This window comes from Pseudoalteromonas sp. H71 (assembly GCF_001468485.1).
GTDB lineage: Bacteria > Pseudomonadota > Gammaproteobacteria > Enterobacterales > Alteromonadaceae > Pseudoalteromonas.
Genome location: NZ_LODI01000008.1, coordinates 22340 through 36925, shown reverse-complemented (window position 1 = coordinate 36925; position 14586 = coordinate 22340). Strand labels below are relative to the sequence as shown.

The window sequence follows — 14586 nt, the reverse complement described above, 5'->3', positions numbered from 1 at the left end:
AACTATGAATGCTGTTGTTGTTGGCGTTATTTTAATGCTTGCGCTTACCTTAGTTCGTGTCAATGTGATTGTGGCAATGACTTTATCCGCTATAGTGGCAGGATTAACTGCTGGCTTAGGAATAAAACAAAGTTTAGATGCGTTTAATTCAGGTTTATCCGCAGGCGCAGAAATTGCACTGAGCTATGCCATGTTAGGCGCGTTTGCAGTGGCAATATCAAAGTCTGGACTAACTCGCATATTGGCTGAAAAACTCTTAGCCAAGGTTGATGCCAAGAGTGAAGGAAGCCAAACATTATTGAGTTATTTTATTTTGATGATTATTTTAGCCTGCGCTATCTCTTCACAAAACTTAGTGCCTGTTCACATAGCATTTATCCCTATTTTAATTCCGCCTTTATTAGTTGTATTTAATAAATTAAAACTGGATAGACGCGCTATTGCATGCATTTTAACATTTGGTTTAGCAACGTCTTACATGGTGTTGCCATATGGCTTTGGTGGGATATATTTATACTCGATTTTACATAAAAATCTTATAGATAATGGACTTGAAATTGTAAATACCAGTGTACCCATCGCAATGCTTATTCCCGCGTTAGGTATGTTTATTGGCCTACTGATTGCTGTGTTTGTCACGTATAAAAAGAAACGACATTATACAGCGAGCACGATGAATAATCAGAGCAAAGCTGAGCCTATCAAAAATCCTAAAAAAGTAATGGTGGTTGGGTTATTCGCTGTGCTCACTTCATTAATTGCACAAAATATTAGTGGTTCAATGATACTTGGCGGCTTGGTAGGTGTCATGATATTTAGCCTATTTGGTATTGTTAAATGGGAAGAAAATGGCGACGTATTTAGCAAAGGCGTTGCCATGATGGCCATGATTGGTTTTATTATGATATCGGCCCAAGGCTTTGCATCGGTTATGCAAGCGACGGGTGATGTACAAAGCTTAGTTAACAGCGGCGCAAATTTATTTGATGGAAATAAACCCATTGCCGCGGCGGTAATTTTATTAGTAGGTTTGCTAATCACAATGGGAATCGGTAGTTCTTTTTCAACGGTACCAATTATTGCAACTTTATTTGTTCCCTTGTGTTTAGAGCTTGGCTTTTCAGTGATGGCAACCACTGCACTTGTAGGGACTGCTGGCGCTTTAGGCGATGCAGGCTCCCCTGCTTCTGACTCAACACTTGGACCCACCTCTGGTTTAAACGCTGATGGTCTGCATGATCATATTTGGGATTCGGTTGTTCCAACCTTTTTACACTTTAATATTCCATTATTGATATTCGGCTGGATTGCAGCAATGGTACTTTAATCTTTATAAATCATTTATATAGGGTTTATTTCTTAATAAGCCCTCTTATCTGGTTATTAGTTACTCTATCAATATAGCTAATGCAAAGATAACATTGAAACAAAATATAGTATGATGTGTTCTTTATGTATAAAATAATAAGCACCTTAATAGATGCTTATTATTTTATAGCTTTTACTTAAATCCGTTAATCATTTTATCGCATACTACGGGGGTTGGCCTATGATTATCATCAACAGCAACAAAAGTAAAACTACCACTTATTGCTGAGTGTTTATCATCTTTATGCATTGTTTCTAACAGTATATCTACGTCTACTTTTAAACTCGTATTACCAACATGCACTACTTTAGCTATTAGTTCAGCAAATGTACCTGCAGGAATAGCTTCTTTAAAATCTACCCTATCAGACGAAATAGTAACCAAAGGCTTGCGGCAAAAACGAGTAGCAGCAATAAATGCAACTTCGTCCATCCATGCCAATGCATCACCACCAAACAATGTATTGTGGTGATTAGTGCGCCCTGGAAACACTGTTTTTGTAACTGATGTAGTTGAATCTTTTATACGCTGAGCAATAATTGCATCGCGATTTACGTCTGTCATAGTCTCTACTTTTTGTTTGCTAACGTATCTTGCATTAATAAACCCGGATCTAAGCGTTCACCCTTCCAGTTAAAACGCCAGTCTAAATGCGGGCCAGTGACACGGCCGGTTGCACCAATTTCAGCAACTTTATTACCTTGTTTAACTTTATCACCCACGTTTACATCTAGCTTACTTAAATGAATGTAAGTAGAGGTAATTCCATGGCCATGATCTAAAATAAGCGTACCGCCTGAATAATATAAATCAGGTTCTGCAAATACAACGGTGCCACCAATGGGTGCATACACCGGAGAACCTGTTTTGTTTGCTATATCTAAGCCAAAATGAGGGCGACGTGGTTCACCATTAAAGTATCGCTGGCTACCATAAACACCAGATATTCTGCCTTGCGCTGGTTTTAATACAGGGTCTAAAAAGAAGGTAAGATCTGAATTCACAGCACGCGCTTTTCTTACAGCAACCGCTTCTCTGCTTATACGCTCACTTACCGATTTAGGCGGAGAAACATACTTTTTTGCAACGCCCGTAATTTTGTCAATGTTGTAATCACGTTTAGTAATCACTAATTCCTGAGTATGTTTTTTCCCATTTGCATCAACCCAGCTAAGTGTATGATTTACTTTTGCGTCGCGACCAAAACCAAATACAAAATCACCATTTTCTGACAGCTTTAACTGTGTATCGTTTAAACTAACAGACTTTACATCACTCAGCTTCCCGGTCACTAAACCGCCTTGAGTAAGGTGCCCTTTTAGTTCAACAGCAAACGAATTTACACTCACTAAAGCGACAACCAACGAAGATAAAATTGACTTAAGCATAACTGATTGCTCCTTTGCCAACCCCTTCATACGCTGTTATTTTTACATTTTGTTCAGGGTATTTGGCTTTAACTTGCCCTGCAATATAATCAGCAATACATTCAACGGTTGTATCAATAGGTAAAATATCACAGCGTGCTTCACTAATTGCCATTTCAAAATAACCTTGAGCTGATGTATAAGCAAAACAAACATCATCGGCTTTTGCAGTAATATATTTTAAACTTTCCGATGTTATTTGGTCTTCACTTGTTGCTAGGTATATGTCTTCCCACTGCATAGCCCATTCTTTTTGTAAACGAGGCATAGAAATACCATCTAGGCTAATACCTATTTGAGAACGATGACCATGAATTATCCGCTGGCAGTTACCATCGTGCTTTTTAAGACCATGGCTATAATGGTAATAAAAGCTTTGGCTATGTTCTGGTTTTAGTACTAACTCTATTTTTTCAATATTTGAAGGCAGTTTAGGCAAAATAGTATCAACTAAAAATGCAGTTACCGACTCTACATTAATTTCATTAGCATCAATCATGCAATAGGCTTGATGTGGTGCACTCATTGCTAAATGGTGGTTGTCACCGAAGGTACAATCAAGCGTTTTATGCTCATCAAATTCTGTCACTGACCCATTAATGCTATTAGGAATAGCTAAACGGTGATCAATACATTCATCAATAATGCCTTTAATTTGTTTTTTAACTAATCCAAAGTCCAACACCATCGACTCATCATTAAGTTTACCGTGCAAAGTTAAATCAACAATCCAGCTTTCGCCAACGGCGCCGCGTTTGTTGCATAAGTAAGAAAAATCTATCACAGTAAGTGAGTTAACAAAAAGGATCATAAACTTCCTTTAGACTAGTTATAAGACAGCGGTAATTATAATGATTTTTGATTGTAATTGCGCGGTTTTATAAAGCAAAAAGCCAAGCCATTGTTTGATTGATGATTTAATACGCAATATAGTGGATATTTAACTGCTCCGAGTTGTTTAGCGTACAAGTGTACGCTAAAGTACTGGCAATTTCTAAGCGAAGATAATGAGTTATGGAACCTAAAAACAGCTATACAAAAGAAGAACTGATCTTATGTGGTCAAGGTGAAATGTTTGGTGAAGGCAATTGTCGTTTACCTAGCGATAACATGTTAATGATGGACCGCATTACCTCTATAAATGCTGATGGTGGAAGCCACGGTAAAGGCGAAATAATCGCTGAGCTTGATATTGACCCGAGCCTTTGGTTTTTTGATTGCCACTTTAAGGGTGACCCGGTGATGCCTGGATGTTTAGGCCTTGACGCGATGTGGCAGCTTGTCGGTTTTTATCTTGGCTGGTCAGGTGGTCCAGGTCTTGGCCGTGCTTTAGGTGTAGGTGAAGTTAAATTTACAGGCCAAATACTCCCAACATCTAAAAAAGTAACGTACCGCCTTGAAATGAAACGCGTAATTAAACGTAAACTCTTTATGGGCGTTGCAGACGGTACAGTAGAAGTCGATGGTCGCGTAATATACGAAGCTAAAGATTTAAAAGTAGGGTTATTTCAAGACACCACGTCTTTTTAATCTACTTATATACAGTTTTACTTTCAGAAACTGCATACAAAAAGGCCTCCAATATGGAGGCCTTTTTGCTTTAATTTGTTTATAAATTAGGTTTTATACATATTGCGATTTTCTATCGCTTCTCGCCATCCACCTAACCACTCTGATTTTGGATCTATTTGTTGATAAGGGCATAGCTCTTTAGAACGACCTGCTAAACCTGCTTTGAAACCTTGAGAATGAGCTCTTTCTAAACGATCTCTTTTCTGTCTCTTCATCGGTATTATCCTCACCTTTTTTAATTATATATTTTGTAGCATAAGTGAAATCTACAATTAATGAATAGTTAATAAAAATGTAAAGTTCAAATAACAAAAGCAATTAAATTGTTTGACATTAAGTAAGCTGCTGATGCAAAAATGAATTAACATTTAAACAATTCACCTGGTCATACCACACTGATATGTAACCTACTCATCGATTTAAAATCATAACTAACTAAGCCGCACAATTTGTGTATTAACCTCAATTATTGACTAGTAAAAATAAGTGAAGTTCAAACATAAATGTAATTTCACAAATAGTAGGCGTTACATAATCAGACAAAGTCGGTATTATTTTTAAACAAACGAATTTAATACTTGCACATTAAAAGNGTCTAATATAGTTTAATGAACAAAAATACAACAACCGTACGACGTGGCCGTCCACCCAAAATAGCCAGAGATAACGCCGATACTAAAGCGTTACTTATACGCACGGGGTTAGAAACGTTAACTGAGTTTGGCTTTAGTGCTACAGGACTCGATACAATATTAAAAAAAGCCTCGGTACCTAAAGGTTCTTTTTACCATTACTTTAAAAGTAAAGAAGCTTATGGCATTGCTTTAGTCGATGCCTACGACAGTTACTTTATTGCAAAGCTAAGCCATTACCTTGAGCAACAAAATACTCCACCGCTTGAACGAATAGTCAATTTTACTCAAAGTGCCATTAAAGGCATGAGCAAGTACGACTACAAACGCGGTTGCTTAGTTGGTAATTTAAACCAAGAACTAAATCACTTAAGCGATGAGTTTAAAGATCGATTAATGAAAAGCTACACCTCATGGCAAATACAAATTGAAAAATGTTTAAACCAAGCTAAACAGCAAGGCACAATTGCTAAAACGGTTAATACACAATTAATGAGTGAGTACTTTTGGATTGGTTGGGAAGGCGCAGTAATGCGAGCAAAGCTCACTAAATCAAGCACACCGCTTACGTTGTACACTGAAATGTTTTTACGTGCATTATTAACTTAATGCACTTTTACTTACCAATTAAAAGACGATCGGTCTAAAAGGATATATTATGAATAACCCAATTAAAGCCATTGTTATTAATAAAGAAGATAATAATTATAGCGCTTCTTTATCGCAGTTTAACGAAAATGACTTACCTGAAGAGAACACCCAAATAGATGTCCTATACAGCACATTAAACTATAAAGACGGCTTAGCAATTACAGGTAAAGGGCCAGTAGTAAGAAGCTTTCCTATGGTGCCAGGTATAGATTTAGTCGGTACTGTTACAACCTCCACCAGCAATGAATTTAAAAATGGCGATAACGTTATTTTAAACGGTTTTGGTGTTGGCGAAAAACATTGGGGCGGCCTTGCACAAAAAGCAGCGCTAAATAGTGACTGGTTAATTCCTTTACCTGCTGCTATTAGCCCAAAACAAGCAATGCAAATTGGTACTGCGGGTTATACCGCTATGCTCAGCGTTATAGCACTTGAAAAGCAAGGCATTACACCAGACGCTGGTGAAATTTTAGTTACAGGGGCAAACGGCGGCGTTGGTAGCTTTGCTATATATTTACTTAATCAACTTGGTTATCAAGTCACCGCAGCCACGGGTCGAATTGATCAAAGCGAATATTTAAAAGAACTCGGCGCAACAGAAATAATTAACAGAGATGAGCTTTCAAACCCAGGCAAACCATTACAAAAAGAGCGCTTTGCTGCCGCTATTGATTCTGTTGGCAGCCACACGCTTGCTAATATTTGCGCATCACTAAAATATGGAGGCGTTGTAACCGCCTGTGGCCTTGCCCAAGGTATGGACTTACCCGCATCAGTTGCGCCATTTATTTTACGTGGTGTATCGTTAATTGGTATTGATAGTGTAATGCGACCAAAAGCGGATAGAGTTGAAGCATGGAATAGATTAGCCACTTTAGTAAAAGCCGACTATTTAGATAAAATTTCAACTGAGATAAGTTTAGAAAATGTAATCGATAATGCTAACTTATTAATGGAAGGCAAAATTAGAGGCCGTGTTGTAGTTAATTGCCAACGTTAAGCTATTTCCCCTATTAAAGCCTCGTTATTAAATTTATAATGCAGTTTGTAATTAAATAACGAGGCAACACCTATGAGCAACCAAGAACTTTTCAGTAATAACCCACTGCAAGGCGTAAAATTAGAACAAGTGGTTGAAGAGCTGGTTGAACAATACGGGTGGGAACTCCTACACGCATACCTGCAGCTTAATTGTTTTAAAAATAATCCAGATATTAAATCCGCAGTAAAATTTTTGCGTAAAACCCAATGGGCTCAAGAAAAAGTAGACAACTTTTACCTTTACCGCCTTAAAAACTTACCTAAGCCAGACGATGTTCAGTACGAGCTTCCTCCTCGTGATAGAGTGATCCCAGAGGATCATAAACCAGGTGAACCCTGTGAGCTAAGTTTTAGTGATGCAAAACGTATCAAAGAAAAGAAAGAAACTAAACAACGTGCCCGTGATCGTAAGCAACGTTCTAATGCAAGCAACCCTTGGGGTAACTAAATTCTAGGGCGTGTTGACCTTTGCGGATTAAAATTTGTTCAATCTAGGGGCGATTAAATTGCGGCGCGAGGTTTGTAACTTAGTGGGCTAAGTAAAAACCGAGCAACAAAGAGTTTATCGTCCCTAGAAAGAACCCAACGGGCAGCGCATGTTTGGCATTTATGCTACGTTATCGCCTATTTATGGGAAGTAACACACTACATAGGCTCTGCCTTGCCTAAAAACCAAACACACTGCTGCAAATTCAACCATCAAAGATAAACATGCCCTAGTTAAATACTTTCACAAAAAGCCAATCTACATTGGCTTTTTTTGTAAGCACACGTTGCTTAATCTTTAATGTGAAAAGTACCTAACCGCTGTGTTAAATGAGCTAAATATAGCGAGGGGTTATTTATTTTCTACACGGTTAGCTAATCTATTTAGTAACCTCGGCTTTTCCAAAAATCAATTTCTGTTTTTTGTGCTTCTGTTTCAACATTAAATGTCTTATCTGCAATTATTTTATTATTAAGCGTTAAGGTCATGCGCCAAGGGCCGAGTTTATTGTGAATGGGTTCCCACAACGTGTCGCCTAAATAAAACTGCCAGTCGTTATCCTTTACGTATTCAACACCTTCGAAGGGAGGCATTATCTCACCCTCTTCATTAGGTATATCCGGATGATAAATACAAAAATGTAATTTCTCACCTTTTGCTTTTTTTATATTAATTATTAGCCCAAATTCTACGTCTATTTTAGCAATTACATCGGTAGTAAATTGCTCAATTTGTGGCAGCACTTTGCTACTACTATCCCATGTTGAATAAATACCATAGCTTTGTAATGTAACAATGGGTTTTGACTTAGCCATATAACACACCTGCCCTTGCTTACTTTTAACTGCGTTTTATTATAAAACGTTGTAAAAACATTTTATACATACCGTTCAATTACATATTCTTCATTTTTATTTGCACACTGTTTGCACAATTTCAGAATATTATTTTAATCTCTTAGTTAGTGAGATTAAAAAATGCACACGTTAAATTTAAACCTAAGCGCTAATAATTTGGTTAAACAGTTAAAGATTATTACCTGTTTTGTTATAACTACCACGTTGATTGCATGTGGCGGTTCTGATCAAAACAGCACGCAAACGGAAATAGCAACCGACAGTCCTACTGGCGACAATAGCAATGTAGAGACAAATGGTTCTACACAAAATGTTTTATGCCATTACTTTTATAGTGAATATAATGATAGTGACGCTGTACAAACCACCAGCTCGGCTGACTGGACATGCACAGGAACAACACGCGACATAATTGCAAATGGAATACCAGACCACGATGTAGGCACCTTTCCCAATCCTGCAAACCCCAACACCATTGCTGAGCAATCAGTGAATGAAAGCTTTACATTAACACCCATACAAACCTCAACAGCCACATTGATGGGCGGTCCTCGCGGTATAACCGGACTTGTATTAAATGGCGTTAAAATTGATGCGGGCACAGGTGGCAGTTGTGATGATTCAGGTGACAATTGCGATTTAGCCAATAACAGCGGAAACTGGAATATAGAAGCTTTAAGCCAAACCACGTTTAGCTTTGGAACAGATAGTAACAATGCGCATGTTCAGCCGGACGGTACCTACCATTATCATGGGATGCCAGAGGGTTTTATAACCATGCTAGGTGGTAATGCAACAACAATGACCTTAATAGGTTGGGCAGCCGATGGCTTTCCTATTTATGCACGTTATGGCTATTCAAATTCAACTGATGCAAACTCTAACCTAGTTGTAATGACTGGTAGTTACCAACATGTTACCTCTGTCAGTGCTAATAGACCCTCTACCGACATTTACCCACTAGGTACATTTGCGCAAGACTGGGAATATGTTGCAGGCTCTGGGGATCTAGATGAGTGTAATGGCCGCAATGGCGTAACCCCTGAATTCCCTGATGGTATATATCACTATTATGCAACCGACACCTACCCGTTCTTTCAACGATGTGTAAAAGGAGCGTTGTGAGCTATGCGACTTTTAAAATTAATCAAAAGCATCGGCTTAATTAGTTTATTATTTAGTACATCACAAAATGCACATGCCCATTTAATGGTTGCTCAACATGGCACACTTAACATAGTAAACAACCATGTATTTATAGTGCTATCTATTCCAGCGTCATCAATAAAAGGAGCAGACGATAACACCGATGGATTAATGTCACTCGCTGAGTTTACAAAATACCGTAAACACATTAGTAAACAAGTTAAACAGCACGTGTACATGTCTGATCAGCAATATCGTTTTAATATTGACGGCTTACTATTAAAACCTGAATTAGCGCATTCGGTAAATAGTAAAATTGTTGATCAAATTACTATTACGGGTAGATACACACCAACAGTACTTGAAGAGATAAAATTTAATATTAATTTATTTAGTCATGACGAAACTAAGCAAACATATAAAATTACAGCAAGCAATAAACAGCAACAACTTGTTCATCAATTTGAGCTAAAACCGCTATCTCCTTACATTAAATTATTTTAGTTACATTTAAACAAGTTTGGGGTTTTTAGGAAAATATTGCTCTGCTTGTTGTGCACACAATTCAAACTCGCGGGTATTTTTGTATGGAAGTTTCATAAAGCCCGCAACACCTACATCAGTGATATTTACAGCATATTGCATTAATTTGTTTAAAAGGCGTTTAAAATCAGCTTCTTTTGAAGAGTCGAGTAGCCTGTAGTAGTGGTGAATTTTCATTCTATCGGGTAAGGCTTCAAAAATAATACACCCAGTATGGTGTATTTGGTTTAACTCAAATACACATTTAATCACTTTTTTAGGCAACTGTAATTGTTCATCAGGGTCTTTCCCATCTTCAAAATAAGAGTGAGGTCGTGTTATTTCGTTGGCTTTAACGCTCACTACTTCGTAATCAAGCTCTGGTAGGCTGTCAAACTTAAATGCGCCGGTGCCGTCTCGCTCTAATTGAATCGTTTTACGCGCGTCAAACAAACAACATTTAAACAGCCCTTTTTGATTAATAGCTTGCGCTAACATAACGGTATTATTTATTGCATCACTGAAGGCATCGCCTAGTGACTCATCATGCATTATTAACGACGACTCAATAAATAACGATTCATCTTTCCAATGAAAACTTAGCCCACCTACGGCTGGATATTTTGCAAGTCGGCTTATAGAGGCTAAAAATGCTTTTTCGGTGTCGCCAGTATCAAATAAAAATTCTTTGTAGTATCGGTCTAACTGGGCATCGTTTACATCTAGGAGCTGCTGGTTATGGTCAGCTTGGCGTAAAAACTGTTTGCGCGAGCTATATACAACCGTATCTGGAGCTTCATCACTACCGTACCAAAATGGAATAGCGGCTTTGGGCTGTTTTAAATTTAGCTCTGGTAAGTAAGCTTTAGCCATTGTGGTTATGTTTCGCATAAAATAATCGCCAGCAGCATCACGAACTACCTTAGACTTACTGAGCATGCCGTCTATAACTTTAGCAAGTTCTTTAGGTAGCCCTAAAGAACTTGCAGGAATCGCCTGCGCCCCAAATCGGCAAGACTGTGCAGACGCTAATGCATATAAAGTAGCCGCAACCCCCTGCTCATCAAATCGTGGAGACGATTGCTCACCCGACATTTGCGCTTCACCTATAAAATACACATCCCCCATTCGCGCATTAGTCGTGCTTAAATCCCCCGACATTAAATCCATAAAATTACTGGCAACAGGCTCACCTTTACTATCTAACTGGGCATACACCGAACTCCCCCAATCAACTAAGGATAAAGCATCTGTTTGTGCATCCCACACCAAGTTTGAAGGCTTTATATCACCATGCACTATGGGCTGTGCGCTTAAACCATTTTTATGGTTACTTAAATCAAGTAACACATTTCGAAGCCTAACGGCTAATGCCATTATTTTTGCTGCGCTAAATCGCCCCTCTTTAAGCGACACTTTTTCGAGGTCTCCTCCCATAGCGCGCGCCATCATTAAAATACCTTGTTTTTTAATACGCTCAAAGGCATAAAATTTAGGCACCAGTGGGTTGTCAATTTGTGAAAGCATGTACGCCTCGTCCTCAAGGCGGTCACGTACACTTTGGGCAAGTGTAATACGTGAAAACTTAAAAACCCAAGGTAAGCCTTTGTCGTCCTCACCGGCAAATACAAAGCCAAAGGCTCCAGAGCCTATCATTTCTACATTTTTATAACCAAGCAGCGTTAATTGTTTAATACAAATGTTAAGCCATTGACGGTGCTTTTTAGCATCGCGGTGCGACAGCAAATAAACAGATTGCTCTTCGTTAATGTAAAAATTGCGAATTTCTTTGGCTTTCAATACAGGCTCGCTAATAGAGTGATGTGTGGTGAATTTTTTAACACGCTGATTATTAGTTTTATATAACGATATTACAATAGCGCCAACGTAGTTTTTCAAATTACAAACTTAAGCCCTTATTTAAATAATTAAAACACTAAATGTTGCATCCAATAGATTTACTTAGCCGTATTTAATTTAACTGCTCTAAATAGCAATCATAATAAATAGGAACTTTAAGGATGAAAACATTAGCAATTTTAACTGTCGGCACATTATATAGCGCCTATGGTCATGCAAACATAGAAAAGTTAACTGTATATGGCCACCGAGACGGCTTAATAGGCGAAGCCATCAGTGCATCAAGCGGTATTATTGGCCAAGGTGAAATTGACCAACGGCCGATGTTAAGAAGCGCCGAAATGTTAGAGCTAATACCCGGTATGGCGGTAACTCAACACAGTGGTTCAGGTAAGGCAAACCAATACTTTATTAGAGGGTTTAATTTAGACCATGGCACCGACTTTGCCACCAGCATAGATGGTATGCCCATAAATATGCGAAGCCATGGCCACGGCCAAGGATATACCGACCTAAACTTTATAATTCCTGAGTCTATTTCCACAATTAATTATAAAAAAGGCTCCTATAGCGCAAGCCAAGGTGACTTTTCATCCGCAGGTAGCGCACAGTTTAAATTGGCTGATAATCTAAAGCATCAACAAATAGAACTCAGCATAGGAGAGGACAACTATAAACGTGCTGTTGTCTTGGGCTCTACTAACTTAACAAAAGGCAAAATTATTGCAGCAGCAGAATGGCAAGGTTACGACGGCCCGTGGGATGACATAAACGAAGACGTAAATAAAAAAAATGCCCTGCTACGCTATGTTGGGAAAGCTTTTAATGGTGACCTATCACTAAGTGCTATGGCATACGACAATATATGGAATTCAGCAGACCAAATTCCACAGCGTGCCGTCTCGCAAAGTTTAATAACACAATTAGGATCTCTTGATACCACACTGGGGGGCAGCTCTAGCCGTTATAGCCTATCAAGTAATTGGCAAGGAGAACATGTTAAAGCCAGCGCATATGTAATTAATTACGATTTAAACCTGTACTCAAATTTTAGCTATTTTTTAAATGATCCTATTAATGGCGATCAGTTTAATCAGCAAGATAGCCGCAATGTTTATGGCACCAATATAAGCTATCAGTTCGAAACTAAAACATCAGATATAAACATGCAACACACCACAGGGATTGAGATTCGACACGACAACATAGACAACGTAGGACTTTATAACACGCAAGCAAGAGAGCGACTTAGCACGGTAAGGCAAGACGCACTAAAACAAACAAGCTACTCAAGCTATTGGGAATCTAAATTTTTATTTACCCCAAAATTAGAGGCCACTGCTGGTGTGAGGTACGACTATTTTGATACAAACGTGACCAGTAATACTGGTGCAAACTCAGGTAAAGCAAACGATGATTTAGTCAGTTTTAAAGGGAGTGTAAATTATCGCTTTACTGATTTACTAGCCGCATATGCTAATTGGGGGCAATCTTTTCATTCAAATGATGCGCGTGGCTCTACAATTAATGTTGACCCAGTTACAGGTGAGCTGGCTGAGCAAGTAGATTTATTGGTAAAAAGTGAAGGTGCTGAAGTAGGTTTGCGTTTTGCCGATGATCGCAACTTTAATTTATCCGCCGCTTTATGGTGGCTAACACTCGACTCAGAATTATTATTTGTAGGTGATGCTGGTAACACAGAACCCAGTGATGCGTCTAAACGCTATGGTTTAGAAATGAGTGCGTATTACTGGGTTAACGACCAATTTAGTATTGATTTAGAAGCCTCGTTTACACATTCGCGCTTAGATATAAATGACAAAAATAATTACATAGAAGGCGCTGTACCCGTTGTAGCAAGTGCTGGTTTAAATTGGCACTTAACTGAACAATGGCAATCATCAATTAGAGTGCGTCATATTGGCAAGCGTACATTAACTGACGACGGAGATAAACGCTCGACCCCTTTAACGGTTGTTAATAGCTCAGTAAGCTATAAGCAAACCCATTGGAAAGTAGACTTTGAATTACTTAACTTATTTAACAGTACCGACCACGATATAGACTACTATTACGCATCGCGTTTACCCGGTGAGCCCGCACAAGGCGTTGAAGATAATCACTTTCACCCAATAGAACCTAGAACAGCGCGATTAACACTCAGTTTATTGTTCTAGTATTCATTAACGCCATACCGACACTGTATATAAATACAGTGCCGGTATGATTGGGGTCTTATTTGCTACATTACGCCTAACCGGCTTCTCTACTCTTTGATGAACCTAACAGTAAAAATATAACAATTGAAATTACAAAAACTTAATTAGTAGTTGCTTTAGGCGCATTTCGCTGCGCGGGATCTGTTTTAAAGCTTTCAATCATTTTATGGGGGTTTTTACACTCAGCCTGTATTTTAGCGGCTTCAGCCCACCATATTAATTGATTAAATGTACGAGAAAAATAGTTAAACCACGATGTCTGGTCATCTTCAGTAGCAAACTCACCAAGTTCGTTAAACACATCCTGTGCCTTTGGAACATGAATCATCGACGATACTGGCAAACACCCAAGTTCTGATAAAAAAGTGCGCATACTAATCGCAGCTCGAACCCCACCCCACTGCCCAGCAGAATAAGAAACAATAGCACTGGGTTTATATGAAAACAGTGAACTACCAAAATGATTGAGTAGATCAGCTAATGCAGGGCTCATCGAATGATTATATTCTGGACTAATCATTATGTAGCCATCAGCAGATTTAATTTTATCGGCCAAATTGTTAAGTTTAGTCGGGGCATTTTGCTGTGTGTATGCAAAGTGAGGTTTGAATACAGGATCGTTTGGGTAATCTAACGCATCAATTATTTCAAATTCATGTTCACTAAAGTGTGACTGCAAACACAATAAACATGCTTTACTTACTCTATTTCCAAGACGCACTGGTTTAGGTGGTGAGCTCTCACGCACAGTACCCAAGAACAATAAAAACTTCATAATATAACTCCATGTAAACACTTTGTTT

Annotated in this window: 15 protein-coding genes; 8 read left to right on the top strand and 7 right to left on the bottom strand. The window is 38.5% G+C overall.

Going from position 1 to position 14586, the window contains the following annotated elements; translation table 11 throughout:
• Window positions 1–4 precede the first annotated feature (4 nt).
• A complete protein-coding gene (locus ATS71_RS06050) occupies window positions 5–1327 on the top strand; it encodes a Na+/H+ antiporter family protein (protein ID WP_058404002.1) in 1323 nt (440 codons plus the stop codon).
• A 174-nt stretch (window positions 1328–1501) separates the two neighbouring features.
• Here ATS71_RS06050 and ATS71_RS06045 read toward each other — a convergent pair whose 3' ends face one another.
• The 3 genes from ATS71_RS06045 to ATS71_RS06035 are packed head-to-tail and all read right to left on the bottom strand — an operon-like array spanning window position 1502 to window position 3607.
• Window positions 1502–1933, bottom strand: coding sequence for an acyl-CoA thioesterase (locus tag ATS71_RS06045; RefSeq protein ID WP_058404001.1), 432 nt, complete (start codon window positions 1931–1933; stop codon window positions 1502–1504).
• Between the two features lie 5 nt (window positions 1934–1938).
• Window positions 1939–2757, bottom strand: a complete 819-nt coding sequence (locus ATS71_RS06040) for a M23 family metallopeptidase (protein ID WP_058404000.1) — start codon at window positions 2755–2757, stop codon at window positions 1939–1941.
• Window positions 2750–3607 (bottom strand): 6-carboxytetrahydropterin synthase, encoded by an 858-nt coding sequence (locus ATS71_RS06035; protein WP_058403999.1) that lies wholly within the window; start codon window positions 3605–3607, stop codon window positions 2750–2752. Before ATS71_RS06035 ends, ATS71_RS06040 begins: the two co-directional genes overlap by 8 nt.
• A gap of 203 nt (window positions 3608–3810) precedes the next feature.
• Between ATS71_RS06035 and fabA the strand changes: the two genes are divergently transcribed.
• Window positions 3811–4326, top strand: a complete 516-nt coding sequence (gene fabA, locus ATS71_RS06030; protein ID WP_058403998.1) for a bifunctional 3-hydroxydecanoyl-ACP dehydratase/trans-2-decenoyl-ACP isomerase — start codon at window positions 3811–3813, stop codon at window positions 4324–4326.
• Between the two features lie 86 nt (window positions 4327–4412).
• On the opposite strand, the gene rmf is transcribed toward fabA, so the two are convergent.
• Entirely contained in the window at window positions 4413–4583 is a 171-nt protein-coding gene (gene rmf / locus ATS71_RS06025) for a ribosome modulation factor (protein ID WP_004586522.1), read from the bottom strand.
• Between the two features lie 393 nt (window positions 4584–4976).
• On the opposite strand from rmf, the gene acuR reads away from it, so the two are divergent.
• The 3 genes from acuR to ATS71_RS06010 all read left to right on the top strand — a co-directional run bounded on the left by acuR (window position 4977) and on the right by ATS71_RS06010 (window position 7140).
• Window positions 4977–5609: an acrylate utilization transcriptional regulator AcuR gene (gene acuR, locus ATS71_RS06020; protein ID WP_058403997.1), complete on the top strand. Its 633-nt coding sequence runs from the start codon at window positions 4977–4979 to the stop codon at window positions 5607–5609.
• A gap of 49 nt (window positions 5610–5658) precedes the next feature.
• Window positions 5659–6651, top strand: a complete 993-nt coding sequence (gene acuI / locus ATS71_RS06015; protein ID WP_058403996.1) for an acrylyl-CoA reductase (NADPH) — start codon at window positions 5659–5661, stop codon at window positions 6649–6651.
• Between the two features lie 72 nt (window positions 6652–6723).
• Entirely contained in the window at window positions 6724–7140 is a 417-nt protein-coding gene (locus ATS71_RS06010) for a VF530 family DNA-binding protein (RefSeq protein WP_058403995.1), read from the top strand.
• Between the two features lie 422 nt (window positions 7141–7562).
• Here ATS71_RS06010 and ATS71_RS06005 read toward each other — a convergent pair whose 3' ends face one another.
• Entirely contained in the window at window positions 7563–7994 is a 432-nt protein-coding gene (locus tag ATS71_RS06005; protein WP_058403994.1) for a DUF3859 domain-containing protein, read from the bottom strand.
• Window positions 7995–8156: 162 nt separating this feature from the next.
• Here ATS71_RS06005 and ATS71_RS06000 point away from each other — a divergent pair, with 162 nt between their 5' ends.
• Both ATS71_RS06000 and ATS71_RS05995 read left to right on the top strand, forming a co-directional pair.
• Window positions 8157–9161 (top strand): YHYH protein, encoded by a 1005-nt coding sequence (locus ATS71_RS06000; protein ID WP_058403993.1) that lies wholly within the window; start codon window positions 8157–8159, stop codon window positions 9159–9161.
• Between the two features lie 3 nt (window positions 9162–9164).
• Window positions 9165–9686 carry a hypothetical protein gene (locus ATS71_RS05995; RefSeq protein WP_058403992.1) on the top strand — a complete coding sequence of 174 codons (522 nt, stop codon included), beginning with the start codon at window positions 9165–9167 and terminating at the stop codon, window positions 9684–9686.
• A 6-nt stretch (window positions 9687–9692) separates the two neighbouring features.
• On the opposite strand, the gene ATS71_RS05990 is transcribed toward ATS71_RS05995, so the two are convergent.
• On the bottom strand, window positions 9693–11504 hold the full coding sequence (locus ATS71_RS05990) for a protein kinase domain-containing protein (protein WP_058404041.1): 1812 nt from the start codon (window positions 11502–11504) through the stop codon (window positions 9693–9695).
• Between the two features lie 221 nt (window positions 11505–11725).
• On the opposite strand from ATS71_RS05990, the gene ATS71_RS05985 reads away from it, so the two are divergent.
• A complete protein-coding gene (locus ATS71_RS05985) occupies window positions 11726–13741 on the top strand; it encodes a TonB-dependent receptor (protein ID WP_058403991.1) in 2016 nt (671 codons plus the stop codon).
• Between the two features lie 142 nt (window positions 13742–13883).
• On the opposite strand, the gene ATS71_RS05980 is transcribed toward ATS71_RS05985, so the two are convergent.
• Entirely contained in the window at window positions 13884–14558 is a 675-nt protein-coding gene (locus ATS71_RS05980; RefSeq protein WP_058403990.1) for an NADPH-dependent FMN reductase, read from the bottom strand.
• Between the last annotated feature and the right edge of the window lie 28 nt (window positions 14559–14586).

Coding starts and splice junctions, on each gene's coding strand:
- ATS71_RS06050 (WP_058404002.1), top strand. CDS start 5: ATGAATGCTGTTGTTGTTGGCGTTATTTTAATGCTTGCGCTTACCTTA.
- ATS71_RS06045 (WP_058404001.1), bottom strand. CDS start 1,933: ATGACAGACGTAAATCGCGATGCAATTATTGCTCAGCGTATAAAAGAT.
- ATS71_RS06040 (WP_058404000.1), bottom strand. CDS start 2,757: ATGCTTAAGTCAATTTTATCTTCGTTGGTTGTCGCTTTAGTGAGTGTA.
- ATS71_RS06035 (WP_058403999.1), bottom strand. CDS start 3,607: ATGATCCTTTTTGTTAACTCACTTACTGTGATAGATTTTTCTTACTTA.
- fabA (WP_058403998.1), top strand. CDS start 3,811: ATGGAACCTAAAAACAGCTATACAAAAGAAGAACTGATCTTATGTGGT.
- rmf (WP_004586522.1), bottom strand. CDS start 4,583: ATGAAGAGACAGAAAAGAGATCGTTTAGAAAGAGCTCATTCTCAAGGT.
- acuR (WP_058403997.1), top strand. CDS start 4,977: ATGAACAAAAATACAACAACCGTACGACGTGGCCGTCCACCCAAAATA.
- acuI (WP_058403996.1), top strand. CDS start 5,659: ATGAATAACCCAATTAAAGCCATTGTTATTAATAAAGAAGATAATAAT.
- ATS71_RS06010 (WP_058403995.1), top strand. CDS start 6,724: ATGAGCAACCAAGAACTTTTCAGTAATAACCCACTGCAAGGCGTAAAA.
- ATS71_RS06005 (WP_058403994.1), bottom strand. CDS start 7,994: ATGGCTAAGTCAAAACCCATTGTTACATTACAAAGCTATGGTATTTAT.
- ATS71_RS06000 (WP_058403993.1), top strand. CDS start 8,157: ATGCACACGTTAAATTTAAACCTAAGCGCTAATAATTTGGTTAAACAG.
- ATS71_RS05995 (WP_058403992.1), top strand. CDS start 9,165: ATGCGACTTTTAAAATTAATCAAAAGCATCGGCTTAATTAGTTTATTA.
- ATS71_RS05985 (WP_058403991.1), top strand. CDS start 11,726: ATGAAAACATTAGCAATTTTAACTGTCGGCACATTATATAGCGCCTAT.
- ATS71_RS05980 (WP_058403990.1), bottom strand. CDS start 14,558: ATGAAGTTTTTATTGTTCTTGGGTACTGTGCGTGAGAGCTCACCACCT.